Here is a 23,342-nt window from a genome sequence, read left to right as displayed (position 1 = left end):
TCAGAACTTGTACACGTCCGACTGCGGGTCGCCGTGGCACCGCTTGTACTTCTTGCCCGAGCCGCACGGGCACGCGACGTTACGCGGCGTACCGGCGTACATCAACGAGCCCTCGTCGACCGCTTCCTCGCGCTGGGCCACCTCGTCGTCGCCGTCGATGCTCGGCGCCGAGTACGACAACCGCTGCGGGCGGCTGTCACCGGTCAGGCCCTTGGCCCGTAGCCGCGGCGTGTCCCGCGGGCGTACTTCGTCCTGCGGGCGCGCCTCGTCCCGGCCGGGGAACTCGGCGACCGGTGCGCCCGGGGTGAGGATGTCCTCGATCCGGCGGCCGGCCAGGCTGTTCTCGTCGGCCAGCTCGGCCTCGGAGGCGAGCTCCATCTCGGCCCGCATCGCCTCCAGGTCGACCTCGACGTTGAAGATGAAGCCGACCGACTCCTCCTTGATCGACTCCATCATCGAGGCGAACATGTCGTAGCCTTCGCGCTGGTACTCGACCAGCGGGTCGCGCTGCGCCATCGCGCGCAGGCCGATGCCCTCACGCAGGTAGTCCATCTCGTACAGGTGCTCGCGCCACTTGCGGTCCAGCACGCTCAGCACGACCCGGCGCTCCAGCTCGCGCATCGCGTCCTCGCCGAGCAGCTCCTCGCGCCGCTCGTACGCCGCGGTGGCGTCCTCGAGGAAGCGCTCGACCAGGAAGTCCTGGGTCAGGCCGGCCTTCTCGCCACCGGCCTCCTCGATCAGCAGCTCCTCGGTCAGCTCGGTCTGGTACAGCGTCCGCATCGCGGTGAACAGCGCGTCCAGGTCCCAGTCCTCGGCGAAGCCGTCGGCGGTCGCGCCCTGCACGTAGCCGGTGACGGTCTCCTCGAGCATGTCCTGCACCTGGTCGCGCAGGTCGGCGCCCTCGAGCACGCGGCGGCGCTCGTCGTACACGACGTGGCGCTGCCGGTTCATCACGTCGTCGTACTTGAGGATGTTCTTCCGGGTCTCGAAGTTCTGCGCCTCGACCTGGCCCTGCGCGGAGGCGATCGCCTTCGTGACGACCTTGTTCTCCAGCGGCTGGCTGTCGTCGTTGTTGCGCGACATCGCCCAGTCGACCATCTCACGCTTGAACAGGCGCATCAGGTCGTCCTCCAGCGACAGGTAGAACCGGGACTTGCCCGGGTCGCCCTGACGGCCGGCGCGACCGCGGAGCTGGTTGTCGATCCGGCGCGACTCGTGCCGCTCGGTGCCGAGGACGTAGAGGCCGCCGAGCGCGCGGACCTCCTCCTGCTCCTCCTTCACCTGCTTCTCGAACTGCTCCAGCAGCGCCGGGTACTCCGACTCGTACTCCTCGACGTCCTCCGCCGGGTCGAGCCCGCGGGCCCGCAGCTCCTTGTCGGCCAGGAACTCCGGGTTGCCACCGAGGATGATGTCGGTACCACGACCGGCCATGTTGGTGGCCACCGTGACCGCGCCCTTGCGGCCGGCCTCGGCGACGATCGCGGCCTCGCGCGCGTGCTGCTTCGCGTTCAGCACCTCGTGCTTGATGTTCTCCTTGAGCAGCTGCCGGGACAGCCGCTCGGATTTCTCCACGCTGGTGGTGCCGACCAGGATCGGCTGCCCGGTCGCGTGCACCTCGACGATGTCCTTGACCACCGCGTCGAACTTGGCGTCCTCGGTGCGGTAGATCAGGTCCGGCTCCTCGACCCGGATCATCGGCTTATTGGTCGGGATCGCGACCACGCCGAGCTTGTAGACCTTGGAGAACTCGTTGGCCTCGGTCATCGCCGTACCGGTCATGCCGGCCAGCTTGCTGTAGAGGCGGAAGTAGTTCTGCAGGGTGATCGTCGCGAGGGTCTGGTACTCCTCCTTGATCTCCACCTTCTCCTTGGCCTCGATGGCCTGGTGGAGACCCTCGTTGTACCGCCGGCCGTGCAGCGTGCGGCCGGTGTGCTCGTCGACGATCAGCACCTCTTCCTCGCCCGGGCCGCCGACGACGACGTAGTCCTTGTCCCGGTGGAAGAGGTCCTTGGCCTTCAGCGCGTTGTTCAGGTAGCTGATCAGCGGGGTGTTGGCCGACTCGTACAGGTTGTCGATCCCGAGCCGGTCCTCGACCTTCTCGATCCCGCGCTCGAGGATCGCGACCGTGCGCTTCTTCTCGTCGACGTCGTAGTCGGCGACCCGGCGCTTGGTCTCATCGATCTCGTGGTCGGTGATCCGCGGGTTCTTCCGCTTCAGCTCGGCCTCGTCGGCCAGCGTCCACGCCTTCAGCTTGTTCGCGACCTGGGCCATCTCGACATACCAGCGCTGCGAGTCCTCGGCCGGGCCGGAGATGATCAGCGGGGTCCGGGCCTCGTCGACCAGGATCGAGTCCACCTCGTCCACGATCGCGTAGTTGTGCTCGCGCTGGACGCAGTCCTCGATGCTGCCCGCCATGTTGTCGCGCAGGTAGTCGAAGCCGAACTCGTTGTTGGTGCCGTAGGTGATGTCCTTGGCGTAGGCCACCCGGCGCTCGGCCGGCGACATCTCCGGCAGGATCACGCCGTAGTCGAGGCCGAGGAAGTGGTACACCCGGCCCATCCACTCGGCCTGGTACTTGGCCAGGTAGTCGTTCACCGTGACCACGTGCACGCCCTTGCCGGACAGCGCGTTCAGGTACGTCGGCAGCGTGCCGACCAGCGTCTTGCCCTCACCGGTCTTCATCTCGGCGATGTTGCCGAGGTGCAGCGCGGCGCCACCCATGATCTGGACGTCGTAGTGGCGCTGGTGCAGCGTCCGCTTGGCCGCCTCCCGGACCACCGCGAAGGCCTCCGGGAGCAGCTGGTCGAGGGACTCGCCGTTCTCGTGCCGCTGCTTGAACTCCGCGGTCTGGCCGCGCAACTCCTCGTCGGACATGTTGACGAAGTCGTCCTCGATGGAGTTGACCATCTTCGCGATGCCCTGCAGTTGGCGGAGGATCTTGCCCTCACCGATCCGCAGAACCTTGTCGACAACCTTCATGACGGGAGTTCTCTCCTTGCTGCTGAAACCTGGGATGCGGCCAACGCCGACAGGGCACGCCGGCTCCCTGGGAAGGGCGTGCGTCCCCCATCGTACGGGGCCGGGTGTGCCAAGCCACGCGCGCAGCGTGCCTCTGTGGATGTCGGCGCCCCGTTGAACCCACGCTCAGGCGGCCGGAAAAGTTCCCGTTGCCACGTCAGGAACCGCGCAGAGCGTCACTGAGCGCTGGCGAAAGGTCACCACCGCCGGCCACCCGGACCTGGTCCAGCCCGAGCCAGTCGGCCAGCTGGATCAGCTCGGCGGCCAGCTCCTCCGCCGTCTCCACCGGCGCCTTGGGCTCCGCGTGGGCCGACTGGACGAGCAGCACGCCGCCGGTCCGGTCCGCCTTGAGGTCGACGCGGGCGACCAGGCGGTCGCCGAGCAGGAACGGGAGCACGTAGTACCCGTGGATGCGCTTCTCGGCCGGGACGTAGATCTCGATCCGGTACCGGAAGTCGAATAGCACCTCGGTCCGGGTCCGCTCGAAGACCAGCGAGTCGAACGGGCTGACCAGCGCCCGGGCATTGACCCGCCGCGGCAGCCGCGCGTCCTTGTGCAGGTACGCCGGGCGCTTCCAGCCTTCGATCTGGACCGGCAGCAGCTCCCCCTCCTCGACCAGCTCGGCGATGGCCTGCAGCGTCGGCTCCGGTGCGGTCCGGAAGTAGTCCCGGAGGCACTGGGCGGTCGCCACCCCATGCGCCTGCGCGGCGATCGACACCAGCCCCCGGTGCGCCTCCGCCACGGTCGGCGTCGGCGTGGCGAGCACGCCGGCGGGCAGGACCCGCTCGGGTACGTCATACATCCGCTCGAACTGCTGGTTGCGCCGGGCGACCGTGATCTCGCCGGCGAAGAACAGGAACTCGAGGGCGCGCTTCACGTCCGACCAGTTCCAGCCCCAGTTGTCCTTGGTGCGCTCGACGTCGTCGTCGATCTCGCGGGCCGTCAGTGGACCGTGGTCGCGGACGTCGGCCAGCACCTGCTTGAGCAGGTCGGGCCGCTCCTTGGCGATCGACCGCGGGCCACCCCAGGCCTCGGTGGTGGCGCGGGCCATCCGCCAGCGCATCAGCGGGTGCGTCTCGACCGGGATCAGCGACGCCTCGTGCGCCCAGTACTCCACCAGCCGCCGCGGGGCCTTGCCGGCGGCGCGGTCGAGCAGGTCCCGCGGGTACGGCCCGAGACGCGAATACAGCGGCAGGTACTGCGTCCGGCTCAGCACGTTGACCGAGTCGATCTGGATCAGCTTGATCCGCCCGAGCACCCGCTGCAGCGCCCGCATGTCCGGCACACCCTTGGGCCGCGGATCCATGAAACCCTGCGCCGCCAACCCGATCCGCCGCGCCTGAGCCGTCGACAACACTTGCGTACTCACCCCCAGAATTCTGCCGGGCCCCTCCGACAGAAACCGATCACGGCTGGTTCCTGGGCGGCGTGCCGATCACGATCGCCGCCTGGACGGCGGCCGAGACGATGGCAATCATTTCGCCCGCGAGCACCAGGTCCGACCAGAGGGCCTCGCTGTTCTCCCACCCGCTGAACAGCAGCACGACCGCGCAAAGGTAGACCGCCGCGGACAGGGCCAGCCAGACGCTCCGGCGCCGGATTGCAAGCACCGCGAACAAGACCGGGCTACCGAACCCGAACGTCACCAGGGGAACGACCGCACCACCCAACTGTGCCCAGACAGACGCCCTGGCTCGACGGGTAGGCCGCAGGCGTGGCATCGGCGGCAAGGGCGGTCGCGCCGGGAGGGCCTGTCGCTGGATGGCGCGGGGTGGCAGGGAGTGGAGGGACGGGTCGGAGCGAACCATGCGCTCCCGCAGGTCGTACAGGGCTGCTGAGGGCTCCCTGCCGGTGGTGCGGAACAGGAGCTCACGGTAGTTCTCGTACTGGAACAGAGCATCCTGCTGCCAGCCAAGGCTGTAGAGAGCGATCATCACGGCCGTGCGCAGGCGCTCTCGCAGGGGGAACTCGACCACCGCCGCCATCAGGTCCCGCAGGATCAGCTGCGGCCGGTTCGCGTCCAGCTCGGCGCCGAACAGTTCCTCGAGCACCTCGGCCCGCAGGTCCTGCAGGCGCTCGCGCGCCGTGGCGAAGCCCGGGCCGTCCAGTCCGGCCAGCGGCTGACCGCGCCACCGGCCGAGGGCCGAGCGGATCTCCCTCGACGCCTCGTTCGGGCGCCCCTCGGCGCGGAGCTTGCGCGTCGTCTCCAGGCTGTCCTCGACGACAGTCACGTCCAGCTCGGTCCGGCGCACCTGGAGGACGTACCGGCGGTCGGGGGTCGTGGTCAGCTCTCCGTCGCTGGCGGCCTCACGGTGTGGGTCGACCAGGTCGCGCACCTCGCGCACGAGCGTGCGCAGCTGCTGCGGGCCGTCGTCGGGTGTGTCGTAGCCCCAGACCGCCACGAGCAGGTCGGCGATCGACACCGGGGCGTTCGCGTGCAGGACGAGAGCGGCCAGGACCCGCCGGTGCCGGTCGGTACCCAGGTCCAGGAGTACTCCGTCCTGGAAGACGGCCAGCGGGCCGAGGACGCGGTAGCGCAGTACCGGAGCAGGTAGTTGCATCGATTCCTCCCACCGGACCAGTCCAGAAAATGCTAAGCGCGCGGTGGGGGCATAACTCTGGTGTTACCGCAAGTGGGAGGTGTGCTACGGAGTGTGTTCGGGAGAGGCTCCCGGGGAGGTCGCCCGCCCGCGCGGCCCCTAGGAACCTGGAGTGAGGCATGACAGGAAGAAAGCAGCTGGTGCGCGCTGTCGTCGCGGCCGGTGCACTGACCGCGGCGTCCCTCGGTGCGGTGGCCGTCGCCGGCTCTGCGTCGGCCGCGCAGTCGCCCGACGTACCGAAGACCCGGATCGTCGGCGGCACCGTCGCGCACACCGCGGACTCGCCGTGGGCCGTGGCCCTCAACAACAGCGGCTCGCCCTCGCCGAGCGGCCAGTGGTGCGGCTCGACGCTGGTGAAGGCGAACAAGATCCTCACGGCCGCGCACTGCGCACAGGAGGCGGTTGCCACCTACACCGCGATCCAGGGGCGCGACGTGCTCACCCAGACGGGTGGCAAGGAGTCCAAGGTCAGCAGCATCTGGGTAGACCCGGAGTACGGCAAGCAGCCGGGACATGATGTCGCCGTACTCACGCTGGCGACACCGTTCGACGGCGTGCCCACGCTGGCGCTGGAGACGGACAAGGCGGCCGACACGGCCGGTGCTGCGTCGGTCGTCTTCGGCTGGGGCTCCACGGAGGGCACCGGACCGGAGGACACCTTCCAGAAGGTCGACGTACCGGTGCTGGGCGACGCGTACTGCGAGAAGGCGTACGCCAGCCAGGGATACACGGCCGACGGCGAGATCTGCGCCGGCTACGAGGCCGGCGGCAAAGACTCCTGCCAGGGCGACTCCGGCGGCCCGCTGGTCCTCAACGGCCGCCTCTTCGGCGTCGTCTCCTGGGGCGTCGGCTGCGCGGACGCCGGCAACCCAGGCGTGTACGCCGAGGTCGCCACCTACGCCACGGAGCTGCAGCAACAGATCGACAGCTGAGCACCTCTTGCAGGGGAGAGGGAGAAGGGGCCGGGCAGTTCACCGAACTGCCCGGCCCCTTCGGGTGCTCCTCCCGGGGTCTAGACGGCCAGGCGGATCACGCCGTAGTCGTAGCCGCGCCGGCGGTAGACGACGCTCGGCTGGTTCTCGTCGGCGTCCACGTACAGGTAGAAGTCGTGCCCGACCAGCTCCAGCTCGTAGAGCGCCTGGTCCAGGGTCATCGGCTTGGCGGTGTGGGTCTTCTCGCGCATGACCAGCGGGCCGTCGCCGGTGACCAGCAGCGAGCCGTACTTGTGCGTGGCCACCTCGTCCTCGGTGGCTGGTTCCTCCACTACAGGTGCGTTGCCGTTGATCGGCTGCTTCGCGTTCACGTGCCGAAGGCCCTCCGGCGCTCGCTCGCCACGGTGCACCCGGCGGCGGTCGGCCGCCTTGCGGACCTGGGCGCGGAGACGGTCCAGGCAGACGTCGAACGCTGCGGTCTTGGTCTCACCGCACGCTTCGGCGCGGACCACCGGACCCTTGGTGTACATGGTGAGCTCGACACGCATCGCCCGGTCGTGCTGTCGCGGGTTCTTTTCCTGACTGACTTCCACTTCGCACCGCAGTACCCGGTGATCGACCTTCTCGATCCGTTCGAGTTTTTCCTCGACGTACTGCCGGAAGCGGTCACTGACCTCGCAGTGATGACCCTTGACAACGACGTCCACGGAAACCTCCATCGATCGGCGACTTCTTTTACGTTTCCGGACCCCCGTCGGAGTTACCCGTGCTTCGCCGGTTGCGGTTGGGGCGCCCGAAACGAGAACACCCGCCATCGAGCCGGTCGGACTCCGCGGCCAGGAATCCGGCTGATCCGGTCCTGCGCCACTTCACTGCCCGACAAGCCCGTGCGGGTGTCATAGGCCAACGCTAGTCGGCTTCGGCGAAAACCGGTAGGGAAGTTCTCATGAACCAGACGGTGAACGCCGCCGGGTGGCCGCCAGCACGGCGCAGCCGAGGACCGGGATTCCCCGGGATTCCAAGGCGCGGCACGCCTCCGCGAGCGTGGAACCGGTGGTGATCACGTCGTCGACCAGCAGGACCGGCTGATCCGTCAGCGTTTCAGCCCAGCGCGAACGCGCCGCGAAAGCCCCGGCCAGGTTGGCGGTACGCCGTTCCGCGGACAGCCCGGCCTGGTCGTCGGGACGCCGTGCGACGTGCAGCGCGGACGCCCGGCGGGCGTCGATCCCCTGTCTGCGCAGGGATCGCACGGCGGCCTTGGTGATCCGCGTCAGCGGGTCGTGGCCGCGCTGCCGGACCGTCGTCCGCGACGACGGCACCGGACACAGCCAACCGGCCCGCCGGTCGCCGAGAGCCGCGCGGACGGCCGTGGCGAGCACCTCGCCGAGCGGCCGGGCGAGGGCGTAGCGGGCGTTTTCCTTGTGCGCCAGGATCAGCCGCCGGAGCTCCTCGCCGTACGGCGCGGCCGCGGTCGGTGGCGCCAGACCTACCGGCGACGGGTCCGGCCAGGCACGGAACGGAGTCAAGGTTCGCAGTAGCTCTCGGCAACCACCACAGAGCGTGACGCCGGGCCGGTCGCAGCCCGCGCAGCGTCCACCCAGCACGAGGTCCACGAACGCGTCCCGGGCGGCCACCGCACCCACGATCCGCGATCCTGGTGCCGCCCGGCAACCGGATCGGCCCGAGCCTGTGGACAACTCAGCCCGGGTAGGTGGGGATGACCGTGGGGCCGGTGCCGTCGGGTTCCATCGAGACCCAGGACAGGTCGCGGCTGAGCCAGTGCACGTGCCCGTCCTTGTCCTGGATCACCGGCAGCGTGTCCTGGTTCGTGTTCGACGCTACGCGGGTGGCGACGAAGTCCTGCGACGACCCCGGTAGCTGCTGCAGCTTGGAGCCGTCCTGGTTCACCTGCCACGCCTGCCGGACCGCGCTCTGCACCGGCGCGGTGGTGGTACCGATGACGAGGATGCCCAGCTTGTTCCAGGCCGCGTCGGTGATGTCCTTCAGCTGCAGCCGGAGCGGACGGAACTGGCCGAGCTGCACGTTCTTGGTGCCGATCACCGGTTGGACGGTCCCGGTCTCGACGTACGTCGACTTCTTGCCGGACTTCGACCGCATCACCAGCAGTGCCCGGACCCCGTCCGGTGCCATCCGCAGGACGAGTGGGGCGTCCCCCTTGAAGTCGACCGCGACCGGGCTGAGGTTCCCGTCCCGGCCGCGGACCCGCAGCCGCGGCTTGGAGCTGTCGGCGTGGTCGAGGATCCACAGGTTGTCCTGGGCGTCGTACGTCGGTGTCAGGGTCCTGCCCTCGACCGGGATCCGCTTGACCTCGTCCGGCTTGTCGGTCGAGTCCAGGCGGGCGTACGCGACCACCTCGTCGCCGTCGGAGTTGGTGGTGACGATCGCACCGGAGTCGCCGCGCAGGTTCACCGCGAAGGACTCGGCGGTGTAGTCGTGCAGCTGGCTGGAGAGGAGCGGTTGCGCGGCGATGTTGGACGCCCCGTCCAGGCCCTGGATCCGCTGCACCTTGCCGCCCTGCAGGCCGTAGAGGTTGGTGAGCGAGCCGGCCGGGGCGGTCGGGTCGTACTGGTTGAAGTCGGAGAACGGCAGGATCTCCGGGTCGTCCGGCAGCAGCGGTGCGCCACTGACAGTGATCTTGGCCCGCAGACTGATCTGGTTCAGCGTCCAGACGATCTGCGCCGCCAGGAAGTGTCTGTCCTGGTCCCGGAGCGACCCTGCGGCGTCGTTGAGCGCCACGGTCGCGACACCGAGGTCCACCGGGACCGACACCTGCACTTCGGTGCCCGGTGGTGCCAGCGAGATCACACCGTTCCCCAGGCGGCTGGTGGGGCCCTTCAGTAGCTCCTGGATCAGCTGGGTGGCCGCCTGGCCCGGTGACAGGTTCAGCGGCAGGTAGACCGGGTCGGGGACCAGCATGCCCAGGCTGGGGTTGAAGAAGAACAGGTCCCGGGACGCGAGCTTCAGGTCCACCTGGTTGCTGCCCAGCATCGCGCCGGCCGGTGCGGAGTCGACCCGGAGCTGCCCGTCCACCTTCTTGATCTTGAAGAAGAAGTCGGCGCGCTCCCCCGGCGCGGCCGGGATCCACTCGCCGCGCTCGTCGATGGTGGCGATCTTGGGGGCCGTCAGCTGGATGCCGTTGCCCTTCTTGGCGAGCTGGTCGGGCTGCTGCTCGTAGACGATGGTCTGCGCCTCCGGGTGCCAGTTGGCCGCTGCCTCCGGGGTCATGTACAGCTTGGCCTGGTCGAACGCCTGCGAGTCCGACATGGCCTCCAGGAAGCCGCTCACGATCCCATTGGCATCGCTGCCCGGGCGCGGGGGCTTGGCCTCGACGCCGACGCCACCCAGCTCCGGCGCCAGCCCTTGCCGGCTGCCGCTGCGGATGGTGCCCTTCGTCGGTACGGTCGCACACCCTGCGAGGAGCAGGAGAGCCACCAGCACGGCCACGAGCCGCCTCACCGGTCCTCACCACCGTTCAGCTTCTGGTACGGCGCTCCGACGTCGACCAGGTCGGTGATGACCCGAGCGGCGTCCGCGGGCCGGGCCGGCAGCGGCGAGCCGGTCAGTGTCACGTCCGGCCGGCGCGGCAGCGTCAACCGGAAGTACGCGCCCTCGCCAGGCGATCCCCACGCGTCCAGCCGGCCGCCGTGCAGCCTGGCGTCCTCCAGCGCGATCGACAGACCGAGGCCGGTGCCACCGGTGGTCCTGGCCCGGGCCGGGTCGGCCCGCCAGAACCGGCTGAACACCATCTCGGCCTCCTCCGGCCGGAAGCCGATCCCGTGGTCGCGGACGGCCACTGCGGCGGCATCGTCGTCGTACGCCGTGCTGATCCGGATCGGGAGGCCCTCGCTGTGCTCGATGGCGTTGCCGATCAGGTTGCGCAGGATCCGCTCGATCCGGCGGGCGTCCACCTTGGCCCGGCACGGCACGGGCATGTCCAGCACGACCTCGCAGCCCTTGCGGCCGAGCAGGGTCTCGTGGTTCTCCAGGACGCGGGTGACGATGTCGCGCAGGTCCACGTCCTCCAGGTCGAGCGCGGCCGCCCCGGCGTCGAACCTGCTGATCTCCAGCAGGTCGGCGAGCAGCTCCTCGAACCGGTTGAGCTCGTTCTGCAGGAGCTCGACCGAGCGGCGGCTGATCGGGTCGAACTGGTCCCTGGTCTCGTGCAGCAGGTCCGCGGCCATCCGGACCGTGGTCAGCGGCGTCCGCAGCTCGTGCGACACGTCGGAGACGAACCGCCGCTGCAGCCGGGACAGCTCCTCCAGCCGGCGGATCTGCCGCTGCAGGTTGCTGGCCATCTTGTTGAAGGAGACGGCCAGGCGGGCCAGGTCGTCGGTACCGCGGACCTGCATCCGTTCCTCGAGCTTGCCGGCCGCCAGCCGCTCGGCGATCCGCCGAGCCATCCGGACCGGCGTGACCACCTGGCGGGTGACCAGCCAGGCCACCGCACCGAGCAGGACGATCAGCAGCAGACCTGCGGTCACCAGCGCGCGCTGGACGACGTCGAGCGTGTCCTGCTGCGCGGTGAGCGGGAAGAGGAAGTACACGGCGTACCGCTCGTTGGTGGCGGGGATGCGGAGCTGTGAGCCGATCACCAGACCGGGCACGCTCGGGGCGTCGCGGTAGTTGATCTCCGTGTAGGTGTCGTACAGCTTCGAGTCGTCGGTCATCACCGAGGCCGTCAGCGCCTGCGGGATCGAGTTGCTGTCGACCAGTCCGGTGTAGCGGATCGCGTTGGACGCGGACTTGTCCGTCGGCACCAGCACGACGTCGTACAGACCCGGCCGGTTGGTGCCCAGGACCAGCTCGGACAGCTCCTGGTTGATCGTGTTCTTGCCGGCGGCATTGATCGTGTTGGACAGCTGGGTCAGCTGCGCCAGCGCCTCGGCCTGGGCGCTGTCCCGGCGTGACTCGAGCACGCCGTCGGTGACCTGGCTCATCATCACCCAGCCGACCAGGATCAGCACCAGCGTCGACATCAGCAGGGTGCCGGTGACGATCCGGGCCTGGATGGAGCGGCGCCAGATGTCCGGCCAGTGCTTGGGGTGCGTCCGCCAGAGCGGCTGCGGGTAGGCAGGCCAGTCCGCCGCGGCGGCGGTCAGCTCCAGCTCGGTCCCGCGGGACTCGGTCCCGTGCTCCTCCGGCGGGACCGTGGGCTGCTGCGCCGGACCGGGGGTCGTGCCGGTGACCGGCTCGTCGGCCGGTCCGTCAGCAGCCTGCGACTCTTGGCCGCGTCCGTACTCGATCAGTCCGCACCCGCCTTGTAGCCGACCCCGCGCACCGTCACCACGATCTCCGGGTGCTCCGGGTCCTTCTCGATCTTGGACCGCAGCCGCTGGACGTGTACGTTCACCAGCCGGGTGTCGGCCGCGTGCCGGTAGCCCCAGACCTGCTCCAGGAGCACCTCACGGGTGAACACCTGCCACGGCTTCGAGGCCAGGCAGACCAGCAGGTCGAACTCCAGCGGCGTGAGCTGAATCGTCTCACCGGCCCGCTTCACCGAGTGGCCGGCCACGTCGATGGTCAGGTCCCCGATGGTCAGCGACTCCGGCCCGGGCTCGTCCATCCGGCGCAGCCGGGCCCGGATCCGGGCCACCAGCTCCTTCGGCTTGAACGGCTTGACCACGTAGTCGTCCGCACCGGACTCCAGGCCCAGCACCACGTCCACGGTGTCGCTCTTGGCGGTCAGCATCACGATCGGTACGCCGGACTCGCCCCGGATCGCCCGGCAGACGTCGATCCCGTCCATGCCGGGCAGCATCAGGTCGAGCAGCAGCAGGTCGGGCTTGAACTCCCGGAACGCCGGTACCGCCTTGTCACCGGTCGCACACAGATAGGTGTCGTAGCCCTCGTTGCGCAGCACGATGCTGAGCATCTCCGACAACGCGGTGTCGTCGTCGACGATGAGGATGCGGCCCCGCATCGTCCGGTTACCGTCTGCCACGCCCTACTCCTTGCCGTCCGATCGGTGTGCGGCCGGCGGGTGCCTGCCGTACGCACTACGGATAGTGTCCCATTCCCCGGGTAGTGCACACGCCGGATCGCCGTATGACCCCGGGTTTGGGCTGTGATCATGGTGCACTGCGGGGGTTCACCACAACTCACGCACCAGCCGGTACGACGGTTCACCCCCGAAGGAGGGTAGTCAGTGGCCGACGGGGACATCTCTCTGTACGAGGACATGGCCAACGAGCCGCTCCGCCCGTGGCTGCCCGCCGACCTGCTCGACAACGCCGCCCGGACCATCTCCGACAACAAGACGATCATGCTCGGGCTTCCGGTGCTGGCCGGTATCTCCCTGGTCGCGGTCCAGGCCGCTCTGACCGAGGTCGCCGTACCAGGTGGGCTCAGCGGGTTCTTCGGTGCGGACGACCCGTTCCAGCAGGCCGGTGCGGCGTTGCTGCTCACGTACGGCGTGCAGCTCGTGCTGTTCTCGGTGGTGTCGAGCATGCTGGCCGGGATCATCGCCCTGGCCGCAGTGCGGAGCCAGCTGGCGCAGCGGGTCGGTCCGAAGGAGCTGCTGCGGCTGGTGCGGCCCGCGCTGCCTTCGCTGGCCGCGGTCGGGCTGGTGCAGTCGCTGTCGTTCATGCTGCTGATCGGTGGCTGGGGTCTGGCCATCCTCGGAATCGGGGCGGGTGCTGACGCGACCGGCTCGTCCGACGTGGCCGGTGCGGTCGCGCTGGTGATGATCCTGGTCGGCGGAGTACTGGTGCTGGTGTTCGGCATCCGGCTGGTGCTGGCCGGGACCGTCGTACTGCTCGAGGGCCGGCATGCTCCGGACATTGGGCTCTACATCCCTGCCAGAGTGGGCATCTGGGGCGCGCTGCGGCGGTCGTGGCGGCTGGTGAAAGGCAAGTTCTGGCGGGTGTTCGGCATCCTGCTGTTCGGCGGTGTGGTGGTGAACATCGTCAGCTACGCGCTGCAGTATGGGATCACCGCGCTGGTCATCACGCTCGGCCGGTGGAGCGACGGCAACGACAGCGACGGCGCCGGGGTGGTGGCGTTCGTGCTGGCGGTCGCGGTCGGGTTGGCCGCGGTCATGACGGTGATCGCCAGCCTCGCCTTCATGTCCGCGGTCCAGGCGCTCATCTACCTCGACCTGCGGGTCCGGCGCGAAGGCCTCGACCTGTGGATGCGGCCGGTGCTGCGGGGTCCGTCATGAGGTACCTGCTGGACGAGCCGCCGGTCGACATCGGCCGGGACCAGGCGGCCCAGGAGGCGGCCAAGGAGCTGTCGAAGTCGGCGTACCGGGAGTCCGGTGGCTCGCTGCTCCAGCGGGGCCTGCAGAAGGTGCTGGACTGGGTCGCCGACTTCCTGGACAGCCTGAGCGGGACTTCCAGCAACGGACATGCCGGTCTGGGGATGCTGATCGGTCTGCTCGTTCTCATCGTCGTCGTGGTGCTCTGGCGAGCCGGCATCCTGCGGACCAGCGGGCGGAAGCGGGGCTCGCAGGCGGTGTTCGACACGGACCGGCCGCAGCGGGCTTCGGAGTACCGGGCGCTGGCTGAGCAGCAGGCGGCCTCCGGTGAGTACGCGCTGGCGGTCCGGAGCCGGTTCCGGGCGTGTGTGGCCGAGCTGACCGAGCGGACGGTGCTGGACGAGCGGCCTGGGCGGACGGCGTACGAGGTGGTCGCTGACGCGGTGAAGGTCGCTCTCGACCTTGGCGAGCGGCTGCAGCCGGCCGCACTGATCTTCACTGAGGTTGTCTACGGCAACCGTCCTGGGACACCCGAGCGGTACGCCGCTGTGGTGGCGGCGGACGACGTGGCGCGGACTGCGCGGGTGCGGGTATGAGCACGCCGGTCGGCCGGAGCGTCGGCGAGAGCTGGCGGGTGCTGCGGATTCCGCTGCTCGTCACTGGGGTCATAGTGCTGGCGGCATTTGTCCTCCTGATTGCGTCGAGTGCCAGCACCTCTGGTCCGTTCAGCCCGGACTCGGCGCAGCCGGACGGTGCACGGGCGCTGGCGGCGCTGCTGAAGAACCACAACGTGTCCGTGCACGGCACGGAGGCGTTGACCGCCGCTACCAGCGAGGGCGAGGGCAAGGCGCTCATCATCGGCCCGTCCGGTGCTCTGGACCGTGCCGACTGGCAGGACATCGCGCAGTCGGACTGGGACCACATCATCCTGGTCCGGCCGAGCAGCCGCGCGCTGGAGGTCCTCGCCCCCGGCGTGCACCCGACCGGGAACACCATCGCGTCGCGCAGCCGCGAGCCCGGGTGCGAGCTGCCGGCGGCGGTCAAGGCGGGTACGGCGACGGTCAGCGGGCCGACGTACTCTGCTCCTGGTGATGCGCAGGCGTGCTACGGCGACGGGGTCAACAACACCGTGATCCGAGTACAGACTGCCGGACGGACCGTTGATGTGGTGGGGACCGTCGGCACGTTCACCAACGCGCAGCTGGCCGACGACGGCAACGCGGCGCTGGCGTTGAACCTGCTGGGTACGCACCGGGACCTGACCTGGTACCTGCCGCAGTTCCAAGCGACTGGCGGTGATGACTCCGCGGCTCCGCTGATCCCACCGGACGTTCGGTACATCGCGTGGGCGCTGGCGTTCGCCGTACTGGTCGTCGCGATCTGGCGTGGGCGGCGGCTCGGTCCCGTGGTGGCAGAGCGGCTGCCGGTGATCGTGCACGCGGCCGAGACGACCGAAGGACGCGCCCGGCTGTACCGGCGGTCGCGGGCACGGGACCGTGCCGCGGTTGCTCTGCGCGAGTCTGCGTTGGGGAAGCTGCAGAAGGCGCACCGCATCCCCCAGCGGTCCGAGCCGGTGGCTCTGGTCGCCACCGTGGCCGCACGGACCGGACGGGACCCGGCCATGCTGTACCAACTGCTCTACGGTGAGCCGCCGGCCAGCGACGCCGACCTGATGTCCTTGTCCTACGAACTCGACGTACTCACGCAGGAGGTACGACACCCGTGACGACTACCGAGGTCACCGCCGACCAGGCCAGGCAGGCGCTGGTCGCGCTGCGGACCGAGATCGGCAAGGCAGTGGTCGCTCAGGACACCGCCGTGACCGCACTGGTGCTCGCCCTGCTCTGCCGCGGCCACGTGCTGCTGGAGGGCGTCCCTGGTACGGCGAAGACGCTGATGGTGCGCGCGCTGTCGATGGCGATGCGGCTGGACACCAAGCGGGTGCAGTTCACCCCGGACCTGATGCCGGGTGACGTGACCGGGTCATTGGTGTACGACGCGAAGACGTCGGAGTTCGAGTTCCGCCCGGGGCCGGTGTTCACGAACATCCTGCTCGCGGACGAGATCAACCGGACCCCACCGAAGACGCAGGCGGCGTTGCTGGAGGCAATGGAGGAGCGGCAGGTCAGCGTGGACGGCGTACCGCGCAAGCTGCCGGTGCCGTTCGTGGTGGCGGCGACCCAGAACCCGGTGGAGTACGAGGGTACGTATCCGTTGCCTGAGGCCCAGTTGGACCGGTTCCTGCTGAAGGTGACGATGGACATCCCGCCGCGGGACGCGGAGATCGCCGTACTGGCGCGGCACGCGCAGGGGTTCGACCCGCGCGATCTGGAGGCGGCCGGGCTACGTCCGGTGGCCGGTCCGGAGGACCTGCTCGCCGGCCAGAACGCCGTACGTCGCGTGGCCGTCCGCGAGGACGTGCTGGCCTACGTCGTCGACCTGTGCCGCGCCACCCGTCAGTCGCCGTCGCTCCAGCTAGGCGTCTCCCCTCGTGGGGCTACTGCGTTGTTGGCGGTGTCGCGGGCCTGGGCCTGGCTGTCCGGCCGCGACTACGTGATTCCGGACGACGTCAAGGCGATGGCGCGTCCTTGCCTGCGGCACCGAGTGCAGGTGCGCCCCGAGGCCGAGCTGGAAGGTGTCAACGCGGACGCGGTGCTGGAGAGTGTGCTGGCGACAGTCCCGGTACCACGCTGATGGTGCTGACCGGGCGGACTGCTCTCCTCGCGGCGGCTGGGGTGGTGTTCGTCGCTGTAGTGCTGCCGTCGTGGAGCGGGATCGGTCTGGTTGTGGCTGCGGTGCTGGTGGTGTGCGCCGTCGACCTACTGCTGGCTGGGTCACCGCGGCGGTTGCAGTTCAGCCGCGAGGGCGACACCGCCGTACGCCTCGGCGAGCCGGCTGTGGTCTCGATGCTGGTCACCAACCCAGGCCGGCGAGTGCGGGGGTTGTTGCGGGACGCCTGGTCGCCGTCGGCCGGAGTACAAGACCCACCGCACAAGCTGGACCTGCCGTCGGGTGAGCGCCGACGGGTGACGACGCACCTCATCCCCACCCGACGCGGCGACCGCCAGGCCTCCCGGGTCACGGTGCGCTCGATCGGCCCGCTCGGCTTCGCGGGCCGCCAGGGCTCGCATCAGGTGCCGTGGACCGTGCGCGCGCTCCCGCCGTTCAACAGCCGCAAACACCTGCCCTCCCGTCTGGCCCGCCTACGCGAGCTCGATGGCCGCACTGCGCTCCTCGTCCGCGGCCAAGGCACCGAGTTCGACTCACTCCGCGACTACGTACCCGGTGACGACGTACGCAGCATCGACTGGCGGGCCACGGCCCGGCGCGGCAACGTCGTGCTGCGAACCTGGCGCCCGGAGCGCGACCGCCAGGTGGCCATCGTCATCGACTCCGGCCGGATGTCCGCCGGTCGCGTCGGAGACGCGCCGCGGCTCGACCACGCCATGGACGCTGCCCTGCTGCTGGCTGCGCTCGCGACCCGCGCCGGCGACCGCGTGTCGTTCCTGGCCTGCGACTCCGCCGTCCGCGCCGACGTACGCCGCCCTGCACCGGAGGACGTCCTCCCGTCCTTCGTCAACGCGCTGGCCAACGTCGAAGCCGAGCTGGTCCAGACGGACTTTCGCATCGTCGTCTCCCAGGTCCTGGAACGCCTGGGCCAACGCTCCCTGGTAGTCCTCCTCACCGGTCTGGACCCAGCCGTCATCGAGGAGTCCCTCCTCCCCGTCATCGGCCCGCTCCTCCGCCGCCACGTCGTCGTCCTGGCCTCGGTCGCCGACCCCCGCCTGGACGAGCTCGAGTCCACCCGCACCGACCTCATCGACATCTACAACGCCGCCTCAGCCGCCCGAACCCGCCTCGACCGAGACCGCCTAACCGCCCTCCTCACCCGAGCCGGCGCCACAGTCGTCGACGAACCCCCCGCCCTCATCGCCCCGGCCTTGGCCGACACCTACCTAGCTCTGAAGAAGGCCGGGCGGCTCTGAGAAATCGAGCGCGATTCAATCGTTCGCTCCAGCTCAGGTAACACAATGCGGGATTTTTCGATAGTCAGGGCATAGGTGCGGCCGCGAGGCCGCAGCGGGAATTGCTTTCGCCGGCGGGCTACTCACATCGTTATGAGTTCACATGATGTCTACATTCGCTTGACCAGTGCTTTTGCCGACGTCGTCAAGGCGGGCGGAACACAGACCGCGCAAAACTCTCCGATGGTCCTCTCGCAGCTCTGCGACCTGACCGTTGGTCTGACCAATCGATCGCCGGACGACACCGCCAGGCGCTGGCGTCAGGTACTGCGCGACCTTCCGGTCGACTTCAGATTCCTGGACGCTCAGCTGAATCCACCGCAACTCGGCGAGCCCGTGGCCAACTCGCTGGAGCAAGTCCTGCTGTGGTGGTGCAAACAGCGAGATCAACTGGACAGCTCGCACGCCCAGAGCCACGAACTGTGCGAGCTACTCGGCTTCGTCGGACTCTTCCTGCTCGTCTGCTTCGGGATCCAGGAGTCCGAGGCGCGGAGATCGGTGACCGCCGATCTCCCCATCTTTCTCCAAGCACCGCAGGCAGCCACTCACAACTGCACCGCTACCTGCGGTGAACTCGTGCAGAATATCTTTGTGCAGAACGCGATCAGCCGCGTTTACGACCCCCTGCTGGATCCCGCTCCCAGTCCCGCGACGGATGCGTACAAAGACGCATTGGAGATGTGGAGTCGCCTCGATTTCAGCACCTGCCGGTTCCATCGACACGGAACCACGTCCGTCATCCTCAGGGCGCAGTCAGACCACAAGCACGACCCGGAACTGGCCGTCAAACTGCTGCTTCCACCCTTCCAGAACATCGATGTCATCGCCGAGGCAACCGCGACGTACGCCGATCACTACAGCCCACGTGGGTCAGCCTCCGAAGCCATCGGGTCGCAGGAAGTTCCTGTCGTACGCGCGCTGGCAAGCACCAGATCGTGGATCACCATGCAGTTCCTGCCTGGCAAGACGCTCGCCGAGTTCCTGCAGGCCCATCGCAGCAGCACCACATCTGCCACGGAGCCGGCGCCAAGACATGGAGTCAGCGCGCTTCTGGCCAAGATGAAGCCCAACGCTGCCGACCGGACTCGAACTGGTGTCTCCGGCAGCGTCGATTTCGAGGAGTTGCGTAAGTGCGGTAATGCGCTCTTCCACGCCTTGATCGGCTTCGACAAGCTCGCCGTGGAATTCCAGACCCGCTACCACGCAGATCTGTCCCCCTCGAACATCATGGTCACCCAGATCGGCGACACCTACAAAATGGTCTTCATCGACCTCGGACCGAACTACCTCTACACCCGCTCGGTCAGCGGTACGGACGGTGCCGACTCGATCTTCGTCGCGCCTGAGGTCAAGGCAGCCAAGAGCTCTCTCGCCAAAGCTGACTTCTACTCACTCGGGCAGCTACTCATCTTGTTCGGCGGACTCAGCCCAAGCCAGGACGGCGTGGTGCCGGACGTCTTCTACGCCGACACTCCATCGATCGCACGGTTCCTGGAGGACATCCTCGATCGAGATCCCGCGAAGCGTCTGCTCAACCTCCCGCAGACCGCCGGCAACCCGGCAACGTCTGTCTACGAGGCACTCGACGAGGTGTTCAGGATCGAGATGGAGATCGCGGTTGCGAGTCAGGCCGAGTACGGCGTACTTGCCCGCCGGTTACCGTCGAGAGTCCGCGAAGTGCTGCTGCCCTTTCAAGGCGAGCTGGGCCGGCAGCGGGAGCTGATGCGCGTCCTGAGACGACAGCACCGGGCGCCCGAGCAGACCCGCGTTCTGCATCGCCTTTACCGGTGGTCGTGGATCTCTGGGGTGGTGTCGTCGACCACCACCGTCTTCGTGCTGTGGTGGCTGTTCAGGGACGCCAACTGGGACTGGGGCAATCCGCTCGTCGAAGGCTTGAATCGGCTGGCCCAGGGAAAGGCAGTCGGCGCGGTGCAGGACGGCTTTCCGCTGATCGACCGCATGCGGGTCAGCGGGTACGTCGTACCGGACTTCAGCCACAACTGGCTCGCCCGTGCCGTTGGCCTCAGCTACGCGCTGCTCGGCATCAAGATGTACCAAAGCCCGTTCGCACGAATCTCTCCGCTTGCCGCGGCCGACAAGACGCCGAAGCTCAGGTTCCGGGCCTGGGCCGCTGAGCTCAACATGCGGCTGTTCGCGATCATCAACGCCGCGCTGGTGCTCTCGGTCACCTTCGTCGATGCTCGATTCTGGCCGATCGCGTCGGCGCTCGGGCAGACGTATGCACTCGTCCTGACGGTCGCGGTCGTCAAGTTCTCCGAGTCCGCCTTGGCAGTCGCCCGAACGGCCGACATCAGCACCGTGCCCGATGAGAACAGCGACGTCACCGGGTTGAAAGAATTCGCGGCCTGGATCCCGAGCTCGCTGTTCTACTCACTCATTGTGTGGATCATTGGAATTCTGATCTACATCGGCAAACTGCAGGATGTCGAACTGTACGCCGCAACCGTCGCGGCGGTGAACCTTGGTCTCTTCTACGTCATCAAATGCGGGCTCGGTGGCCGAGACATCCGCATCGCGTTGCAGCGGGCCGTCCTGGCCGCGGAGAGAGTCAGCCGCCAGCGCGCGTGCCAGAAGTCCGGATGCGCATCGACAGCTGTCCACACCTGAGACTCGTCGGCAGGGGGAGAATATGGGAGGAGAGCTACCGTGGGCGGCGGATCATCCCGTTCTGGAGGTACTGCGGGCACGTCGAGCGAGCGGGAGCCGGCCGGGGCGCCGTCGGGACCCGCATCGGGTCGCCCTCGCCGTCGAAGGCGGTGGGCTGCGTGGGGTGGTCTCAGCAGGGATGCTCGCCGCGCTTGACGACCTTGATCTCAAGGACGCGTTCGACGTCATCTACGCGTGCTCGTCCGGTGCGATCAATGCGGCCTACTTCACCGTCGGCGAGACCTGGTACCCCACCTCGATCTACTTCGAGGATCTGGTGTCCAAGGAGTTCCTCGACTTCGGCAGACTACTGCGGAAGCAGTCCGCGATGAACCTGTCGTACGCGCTCGACACTGTCGTCGGTGGGCGCAAGCCACTCGACTACAAGAGCGTGCTCGCCTCTCCGGTACCGCTGTACGTCATGGTGACCGACGTCGACGCGCTGACGACCCGCGTCATCACCGAGTTCACGTCGAAGGACGATCTGTACGACGCTTTGCGGGCCACCATGTGGCTGCCGCTGGCGACCCGGGGCACTGCCCGGTTCCGCGGGTACGACGCAATCGACGGAGGCGCGCTGACAGCCCATCCGTTCATGCTCGCGGAGTCCGATCCGAGCATCTCGCACATCCTGTCCTTGAGCACGCGTCCGGTGGGAACCACCACTTCGACCGTTTCCGCGCTGAGCTATTTGGCGGGCTACCGTCTCAACCATCTGCGGAAGGGCTTGGGCGCTCGCTACATTCAGGCAGTTCGAACCTACAAGCACTCCAGGCTCCGGATCGAAGCTCAACGTCTGACACCGACCTCGTCGCCGGCCATCCTCGATCTCGCCCCGCTCGAGAACCACACCGAAGTTCTCCGTCACGAGATGCGCTCGTGGGCCCTGCTGGAAGGCGCCCGAAGCGGCTACGAGGTCATCTACGCCGCGGTCGAGAAGCGCCTGCGCCGTCCGATGCTCCGCCTGGTGATCCCAGATCACGACCGCGCCGACTTCCCGTTTCCGGTGACACCCGCCGACGGCTAGCCAAAATTGCTGAGCTCCGCCTCGAAGATGTGGCGGTTGGTGTAGGTGAAGGCGTGGGCTTCGCGGGACCAGCGGATGCGTTCGGCGGCTTCTGGGGAGGGGTGTTCGTGCCAGAAGCGGGCGTTGCGGAGTTGCTGTTCGAGGGTGGCGTCGATGACGGCTCCGCGTTGGACTGGGCCGTAGGCGTCTACGAGGACCCTGACCTGGTGGGCCTGGCGGTCGGGGTCGTTGTGTTTGGCGGCTATGCACCAGGTCCAGGCGGCGTAGCCGAGGTCTTCTAGGGGGCTGCCGGGTTCGGCCAGGTCGTAGTCGATCAGGGCGGCGGGGAGATCGTTCTGGAAGACGAAGTTGGTGGGGCCGGGGTCGTGGTGGCAGACGACCTCGTGGTGGGCTGCTAAGGCACTTCCTCTGGTGGCGTCGTGGAAGGCGCGCAGGAGCTTGCCTACGGCAGCTATCTGGTCGTCTGACCAGCGCTGGAACCTGGCGGGGACCCAGCCATCGAGGTAGGTGAGCATGTCCCGCCCGGACTCGTCCTGCCCGAGGTAGCGCGGGGCTGCGGTGAAGCCGCGGTCGTCCAGCAGCCGCAGGAGGTCCGCTGTGAAGGCGGACTTGACCGACGCGGGCCGTCGTACCGTGTCACCGACCCGCACCACGCCCGGCGTCAGCCGGCCGCCCGCCAGTGGCTGCTCTTCAGCCATCAACGCTGGGTGGGGCGCGCCTGGACGAAGGTCCAGTGGTGACCTTCCAAGTCCTCGGCCTCGTACGCGGAGAAGCCGTGGTGGTGGATCGGCTCGACGATCTTCGCTCCGCGGGACTCGGCGTGGGCGAAGTGCGCCTCGAGGTCGTCGACGTACACCCAGACCGTGTGGTCCTTCGTGACGGGCTCGGTGCGCTTGAAGAGCAGGACGGCCGCGTCGCCGACGTGGAGCTCGATCCACGAGGGGAGGTACGGCTCGCTGTCCCACGAGGTGAGGCTGAAGACGTCCTGGAGCCAGCGGGCCGCGGCGGCGGGATCGTCGTAGTACAAGGCGATCGACAGCCGTCCGACCTCCCGCCGCTCCGGCGCCGTCGTACGACGCTCGGCCCACGCAGGCAGCCAGCGCACCACCCGCGGCCAGAAGTAGAACGCCTTCCCGTCCGGGGTGATCAGGGACTGTACGACGGTGACGCGCGTACCGGCACCGGCCGCCTCGAAGGTGATCCGGGTCTCGGTGTCGTCGACGGTACTGCGGTAGCCGAGGACCGAACCGGGTTCCCAGTCGGTGATGGTGGCGAGCTCGAGCACGTCGTCACCGGAGTACACCTCGAGCACACGCCCGCCGACACCGGGCTCGATCCGCATCGCGGTCACCCGTCCGGAGTCGAAGAAGTTGATCGGGTTCCGCAGCCACCACTGATCGATCTCCTCGGTGAAGATCCGGAACGCGGTCGACGGATCGGCCGCAACCTCAACGGCCGCGCTGGCAGAGGGTTCGGTCATCACAAACTCCCGTTCAGGATCGAGTGCGGAGTCATCGGGCCTCCACGTGGCGTTTGAAGGCGTCCAGCTGGTCGCGCCAGTGAGCTTGGACCTGGTCGAGCCAGGCTTGGACGGCGACGACCGGTTCGGGGTTCAGGTGGAAGAGGCGGACGCGGGCGTCGTCAGGGACGCGTTCGTCGGCGACCAGGCCGGCTTCCAGGAGGATCTTCAGGTGGCGGCTCATGGCGGGTGCGGACGCGCCGGTCGCGGTGGCCAGTTGGCCGGCACGCTGCGGACCTTCGCCCAGCAGGCGGACCACCTGGCGACGCGTGGGGTCGGCGAGCACCTCGAAGAAGCGGTCCACGGAAGCTTCCGTCATACCGCAATAGTTCTATCAG

The 23,342-nt window shown here is 68.4% G+C and carries 19 protein-coding genes; 8 read left to right on the top strand and 11 right to left on the bottom strand.

The features are described from left to right. From secA to AB0E69_RS30795, 3 genes are all read right to left on the bottom strand, one after another. Positions 1-2,979 (bottom strand): preprotein translocase subunit SecA, encoded by a 2,979-nt coding sequence (gene secA / locus AB0E69_RS30805; protein WP_360153944.1) that lies wholly within the window; start codon positions 2,977-2,979, stop codon positions 1-3. Positions 2,980-3,175: 196 nt separating this feature from the next. After that, positions 3,176-4,324 (bottom strand): crosslink repair DNA glycosylase YcaQ family protein, encoded by a 1,149-nt coding sequence (locus AB0E69_RS30800; protein ID WP_360154196.1) that lies wholly within the window; start codon positions 4,322-4,324, stop codon positions 3,176-3,178. A 100-nt stretch (positions 4,325-4,424) separates the two neighbouring features. Beyond that, positions 4,425-5,579, bottom strand: a complete 1,155-nt coding sequence (locus tag AB0E69_RS30795; protein WP_360153941.1) for a BTAD domain-containing putative transcriptional regulator — start codon at positions 5,577-5,579, stop codon at positions 4,425-4,427. A gap of 158 nt (positions 5,580-5,737) precedes the next feature. Here AB0E69_RS30795 and AB0E69_RS30790 point away from each other — a divergent pair, with 158 nt between their 5' ends. After that, entirely contained in the window at positions 5,738-6,550 is an 813-nt protein-coding gene (locus tag AB0E69_RS30790; RefSeq protein ID WP_360153938.1) for a serine protease, read from the top strand. Between the two features lie 80 nt (positions 6,551-6,630). On the opposite strand, the gene raiA is transcribed toward AB0E69_RS30790, so the two are convergent. The 5 genes from raiA to mtrA form a co-directional block, all read right to left on the bottom strand. Then, on the bottom strand, positions 6,631-7,257 hold the full coding sequence (gene raiA / locus AB0E69_RS30785; protein ID WP_360153935.1) for a ribosome-associated translation inhibitor RaiA: 627 nt from the start codon (positions 7,255-7,257) through the stop codon (positions 6,631-6,633). A gap of 237 nt (positions 7,258-7,494) precedes the next feature. Then, positions 7,495-8,193, bottom strand: coding sequence for a phosphoribosyltransferase family protein (locus AB0E69_RS30780; protein WP_360153932.1), 699 nt, complete (start codon positions 8,191-8,193; stop codon positions 7,495-7,497). Between the two features lie 55 nt (positions 8,194-8,248). After that, positions 8,249-10,027 (bottom strand): LpqB family beta-propeller domain-containing protein, encoded by a 1,779-nt coding sequence (locus AB0E69_RS30775; protein ID WP_360153930.1) that lies wholly within the window; start codon positions 10,025-10,027, stop codon positions 8,249-8,251. Further along, on the bottom strand, positions 10,024-11,595 hold the full coding sequence (gene mtrB / locus AB0E69_RS30770) for an MtrAB system histidine kinase MtrB (RefSeq protein ID WP_360154193.1): 1,572 nt from the start codon (positions 11,593-11,595) through the stop codon (positions 10,024-10,026). The genes AB0E69_RS30775 and mtrB overlap by 4 nt, the downstream gene beginning before the upstream one ends. Positions 11,596-11,813: 218 nt before the next feature. Beyond that, positions 11,814-12,491: an MtrAB system response regulator MtrA gene (gene mtrA / locus AB0E69_RS30765; protein WP_360154190.1), complete on the bottom strand. Its 678-nt coding sequence runs from the start codon at positions 12,489-12,491 to the stop codon at positions 11,814-11,816. A 225-nt stretch (positions 12,492-12,716) separates the two neighbouring features. On the opposite strand from mtrA, the gene AB0E69_RS30760 reads away from it, so the two are divergent. From AB0E69_RS30760 to AB0E69_RS30730, 7 genes are all read left to right on the top strand, one after another. Next, a complete protein-coding gene (locus AB0E69_RS30760; RefSeq protein WP_360153927.1) occupies positions 12,717-13,730 on the top strand; it encodes a hypothetical protein in 1,014 nt (337 codons plus the stop codon). Then, complete coding sequence (locus tag AB0E69_RS30755) at positions 13,727-14,362, top strand: DUF4129 domain-containing protein (protein WP_360153924.1); 636 nt, start codon at positions 13,727-13,729, stop codon at positions 14,360-14,362. The genes AB0E69_RS30760 and AB0E69_RS30755 overlap by 4 nt, the downstream gene beginning before the upstream one ends. Next, positions 14,359-15,492 (top strand): DUF4350 domain-containing protein, encoded by a 1,134-nt coding sequence (locus AB0E69_RS30750; protein WP_360153921.1) that lies wholly within the window; start codon positions 14,359-14,361, stop codon positions 15,490-15,492. The genes AB0E69_RS30755 and AB0E69_RS30750 overlap by 4 nt, the downstream gene beginning before the upstream one ends. Then, positions 15,489-16,460 (top strand): MoxR family ATPase, encoded by a 972-nt coding sequence (locus tag AB0E69_RS30745; RefSeq protein ID WP_360153918.1) that lies wholly within the window; start codon positions 15,489-15,491, stop codon positions 16,458-16,460. Before AB0E69_RS30750 ends, AB0E69_RS30745 begins: the two co-directional genes overlap by 4 nt. After that, positions 16,460-17,752, top strand: coding sequence for a DUF58 domain-containing protein (locus tag AB0E69_RS30740; protein WP_360153915.1), 1,293 nt, complete (start codon positions 16,460-16,462; stop codon positions 17,750-17,752). Before AB0E69_RS30745 ends, AB0E69_RS30740 begins: the two co-directional genes overlap by 1 nt. A gap of 75 nt (positions 17,753-17,827) precedes the next feature. Beyond that, positions 17,828-20,419, top strand: coding sequence for a hypothetical protein (locus tag AB0E69_RS30735; protein WP_360153912.1), 2,592 nt, complete (start codon positions 17,828-17,830; stop codon positions 20,417-20,419). A 22-nt stretch (positions 20,420-20,441) separates the two neighbouring features. After that, the gene (locus tag AB0E69_RS30730) at positions 20,442-21,485 is read left to right on the top strand and encodes a patatin-like phospholipase family protein (RefSeq protein ID WP_360153909.1); all 1,044 of its coding nucleotides are present in this window, start codon (positions 20,442-20,444) and stop codon (positions 21,483-21,485) included. Here AB0E69_RS30730 and AB0E69_RS30725 read toward each other — a convergent pair. From AB0E69_RS30725 to AB0E69_RS30715, 3 genes are read right to left on the bottom strand one after another with little or no spacing between them, the layout of a single operon-like run. After that, complete coding sequence (locus tag AB0E69_RS30725; RefSeq protein ID WP_360153906.1) at positions 21,482-22,183, bottom strand: phosphotransferase; 702 nt, start codon at positions 22,181-22,183, stop codon at positions 21,482-21,484. The two genes, AB0E69_RS30730 and AB0E69_RS30725, sit on opposite strands and share 4 nt — an antisense overlap. Then, the gene (locus AB0E69_RS30720; RefSeq protein WP_360153903.1) at positions 22,183-22,965 is read right to left on the bottom strand and encodes a VOC family protein; all 783 of its coding nucleotides are present in this window, start codon (positions 22,963-22,965) and stop codon (positions 22,183-22,185) included. The genes AB0E69_RS30725 and AB0E69_RS30720 overlap by 1 nt, the downstream gene beginning before the upstream one ends. Positions 22,966-22,996: 31 nt before the next feature. Next, a complete protein-coding gene (locus AB0E69_RS30715; RefSeq protein ID WP_360153900.1) occupies positions 22,997-23,323 on the bottom strand; it encodes a metalloregulator ArsR/SmtB family transcription factor in 327 nt (108 codons plus the stop codon). Positions 23,324-23,342: the final 19 nt, after the last annotated feature.

It is taken from the genome of Kribbella sp. NPDC026611, assembly GCF_040638345.1.
Classification (GTDB): Bacteria; Actinomycetota; Actinomycetes; order Propionibacteriales; family Kribbellaceae; genus Kribbella.
The sequence above is the reverse complement of the archived record's forward strand: the minus strand, read 5'-3'. Positions and strand labels throughout refer to the sequence as shown.

Coding starts and splice junctions, on each gene's coding strand:
- AB0E69_RS30725 (WP_360153906.1), bottom strand. CDS start 22,183: ATGGCTGAAGAGCAGCCACTGGCGGGCGGCCGGCTGACGCCGGGCGTG.
- AB0E69_RS30790 (WP_360153938.1), top strand. CDS start 5,738: ATGACAGGAAGAAAGCAGCTGGTGCGCGCTGTCGTCGCGGCCGGTGCA.
- mtrA (WP_360154190.1), bottom strand. CDS start 12,491: ATGCGGGGCCGCATCCTCATCGTCGACGACGACACCGCGTTGTCGGAG.
- AB0E69_RS30800 (WP_360154196.1), bottom strand. CDS start 4,324: ATGGATCCGCGGCCCAAGGGTGTGCCGGACATGCGGGCGCTGCAGCGG.
- AB0E69_RS30755 (WP_360153924.1), top strand. CDS start 13,727: ATGAGGTACCTGCTGGACGAGCCGCCGGTCGACATCGGCCGGGACCAG.
- AB0E69_RS30720 (WP_360153903.1), bottom strand. CDS start 22,965: ATGACCGAACCCTCTGCCAGCGCGGCCGTTGAGGTTGCGGCCGATCCG.
- AB0E69_RS30750 (WP_360153921.1), top strand. CDS start 14,359: ATGAGCACGCCGGTCGGCCGGAGCGTCGGCGAGAGCTGGCGGGTGCTG.
- AB0E69_RS30795 (WP_360153941.1), bottom strand. CDS start 5,579: ATGCAACTACCTGCTCCGGTACTGCGCTACCGCGTCCTCGGCCCGCTG.
- AB0E69_RS30740 (WP_360153915.1), top strand. CDS start 16,460: ATGGTGCTGACCGGGCGGACTGCTCTCCTCGCGGCGGCTGGGGTGGTG.
- AB0E69_RS30715 (WP_360153900.1), bottom strand. CDS start 23,323: ATGACGGAAGCTTCCGTGGACCGCTTCTTCGAGGTGCTCGCCGACCCC.
- AB0E69_RS30730 (WP_360153909.1), top strand. CDS start 20,442: ATGGGAGGAGAGCTACCGTGGGCGGCGGATCATCCCGTTCTGGAGGTA.
- secA (WP_360153944.1), bottom strand. CDS start 2,979: ATGAAGGTTGTCGACAAGGTTCTGCGGATCGGTGAGGGCAAGATCCTC.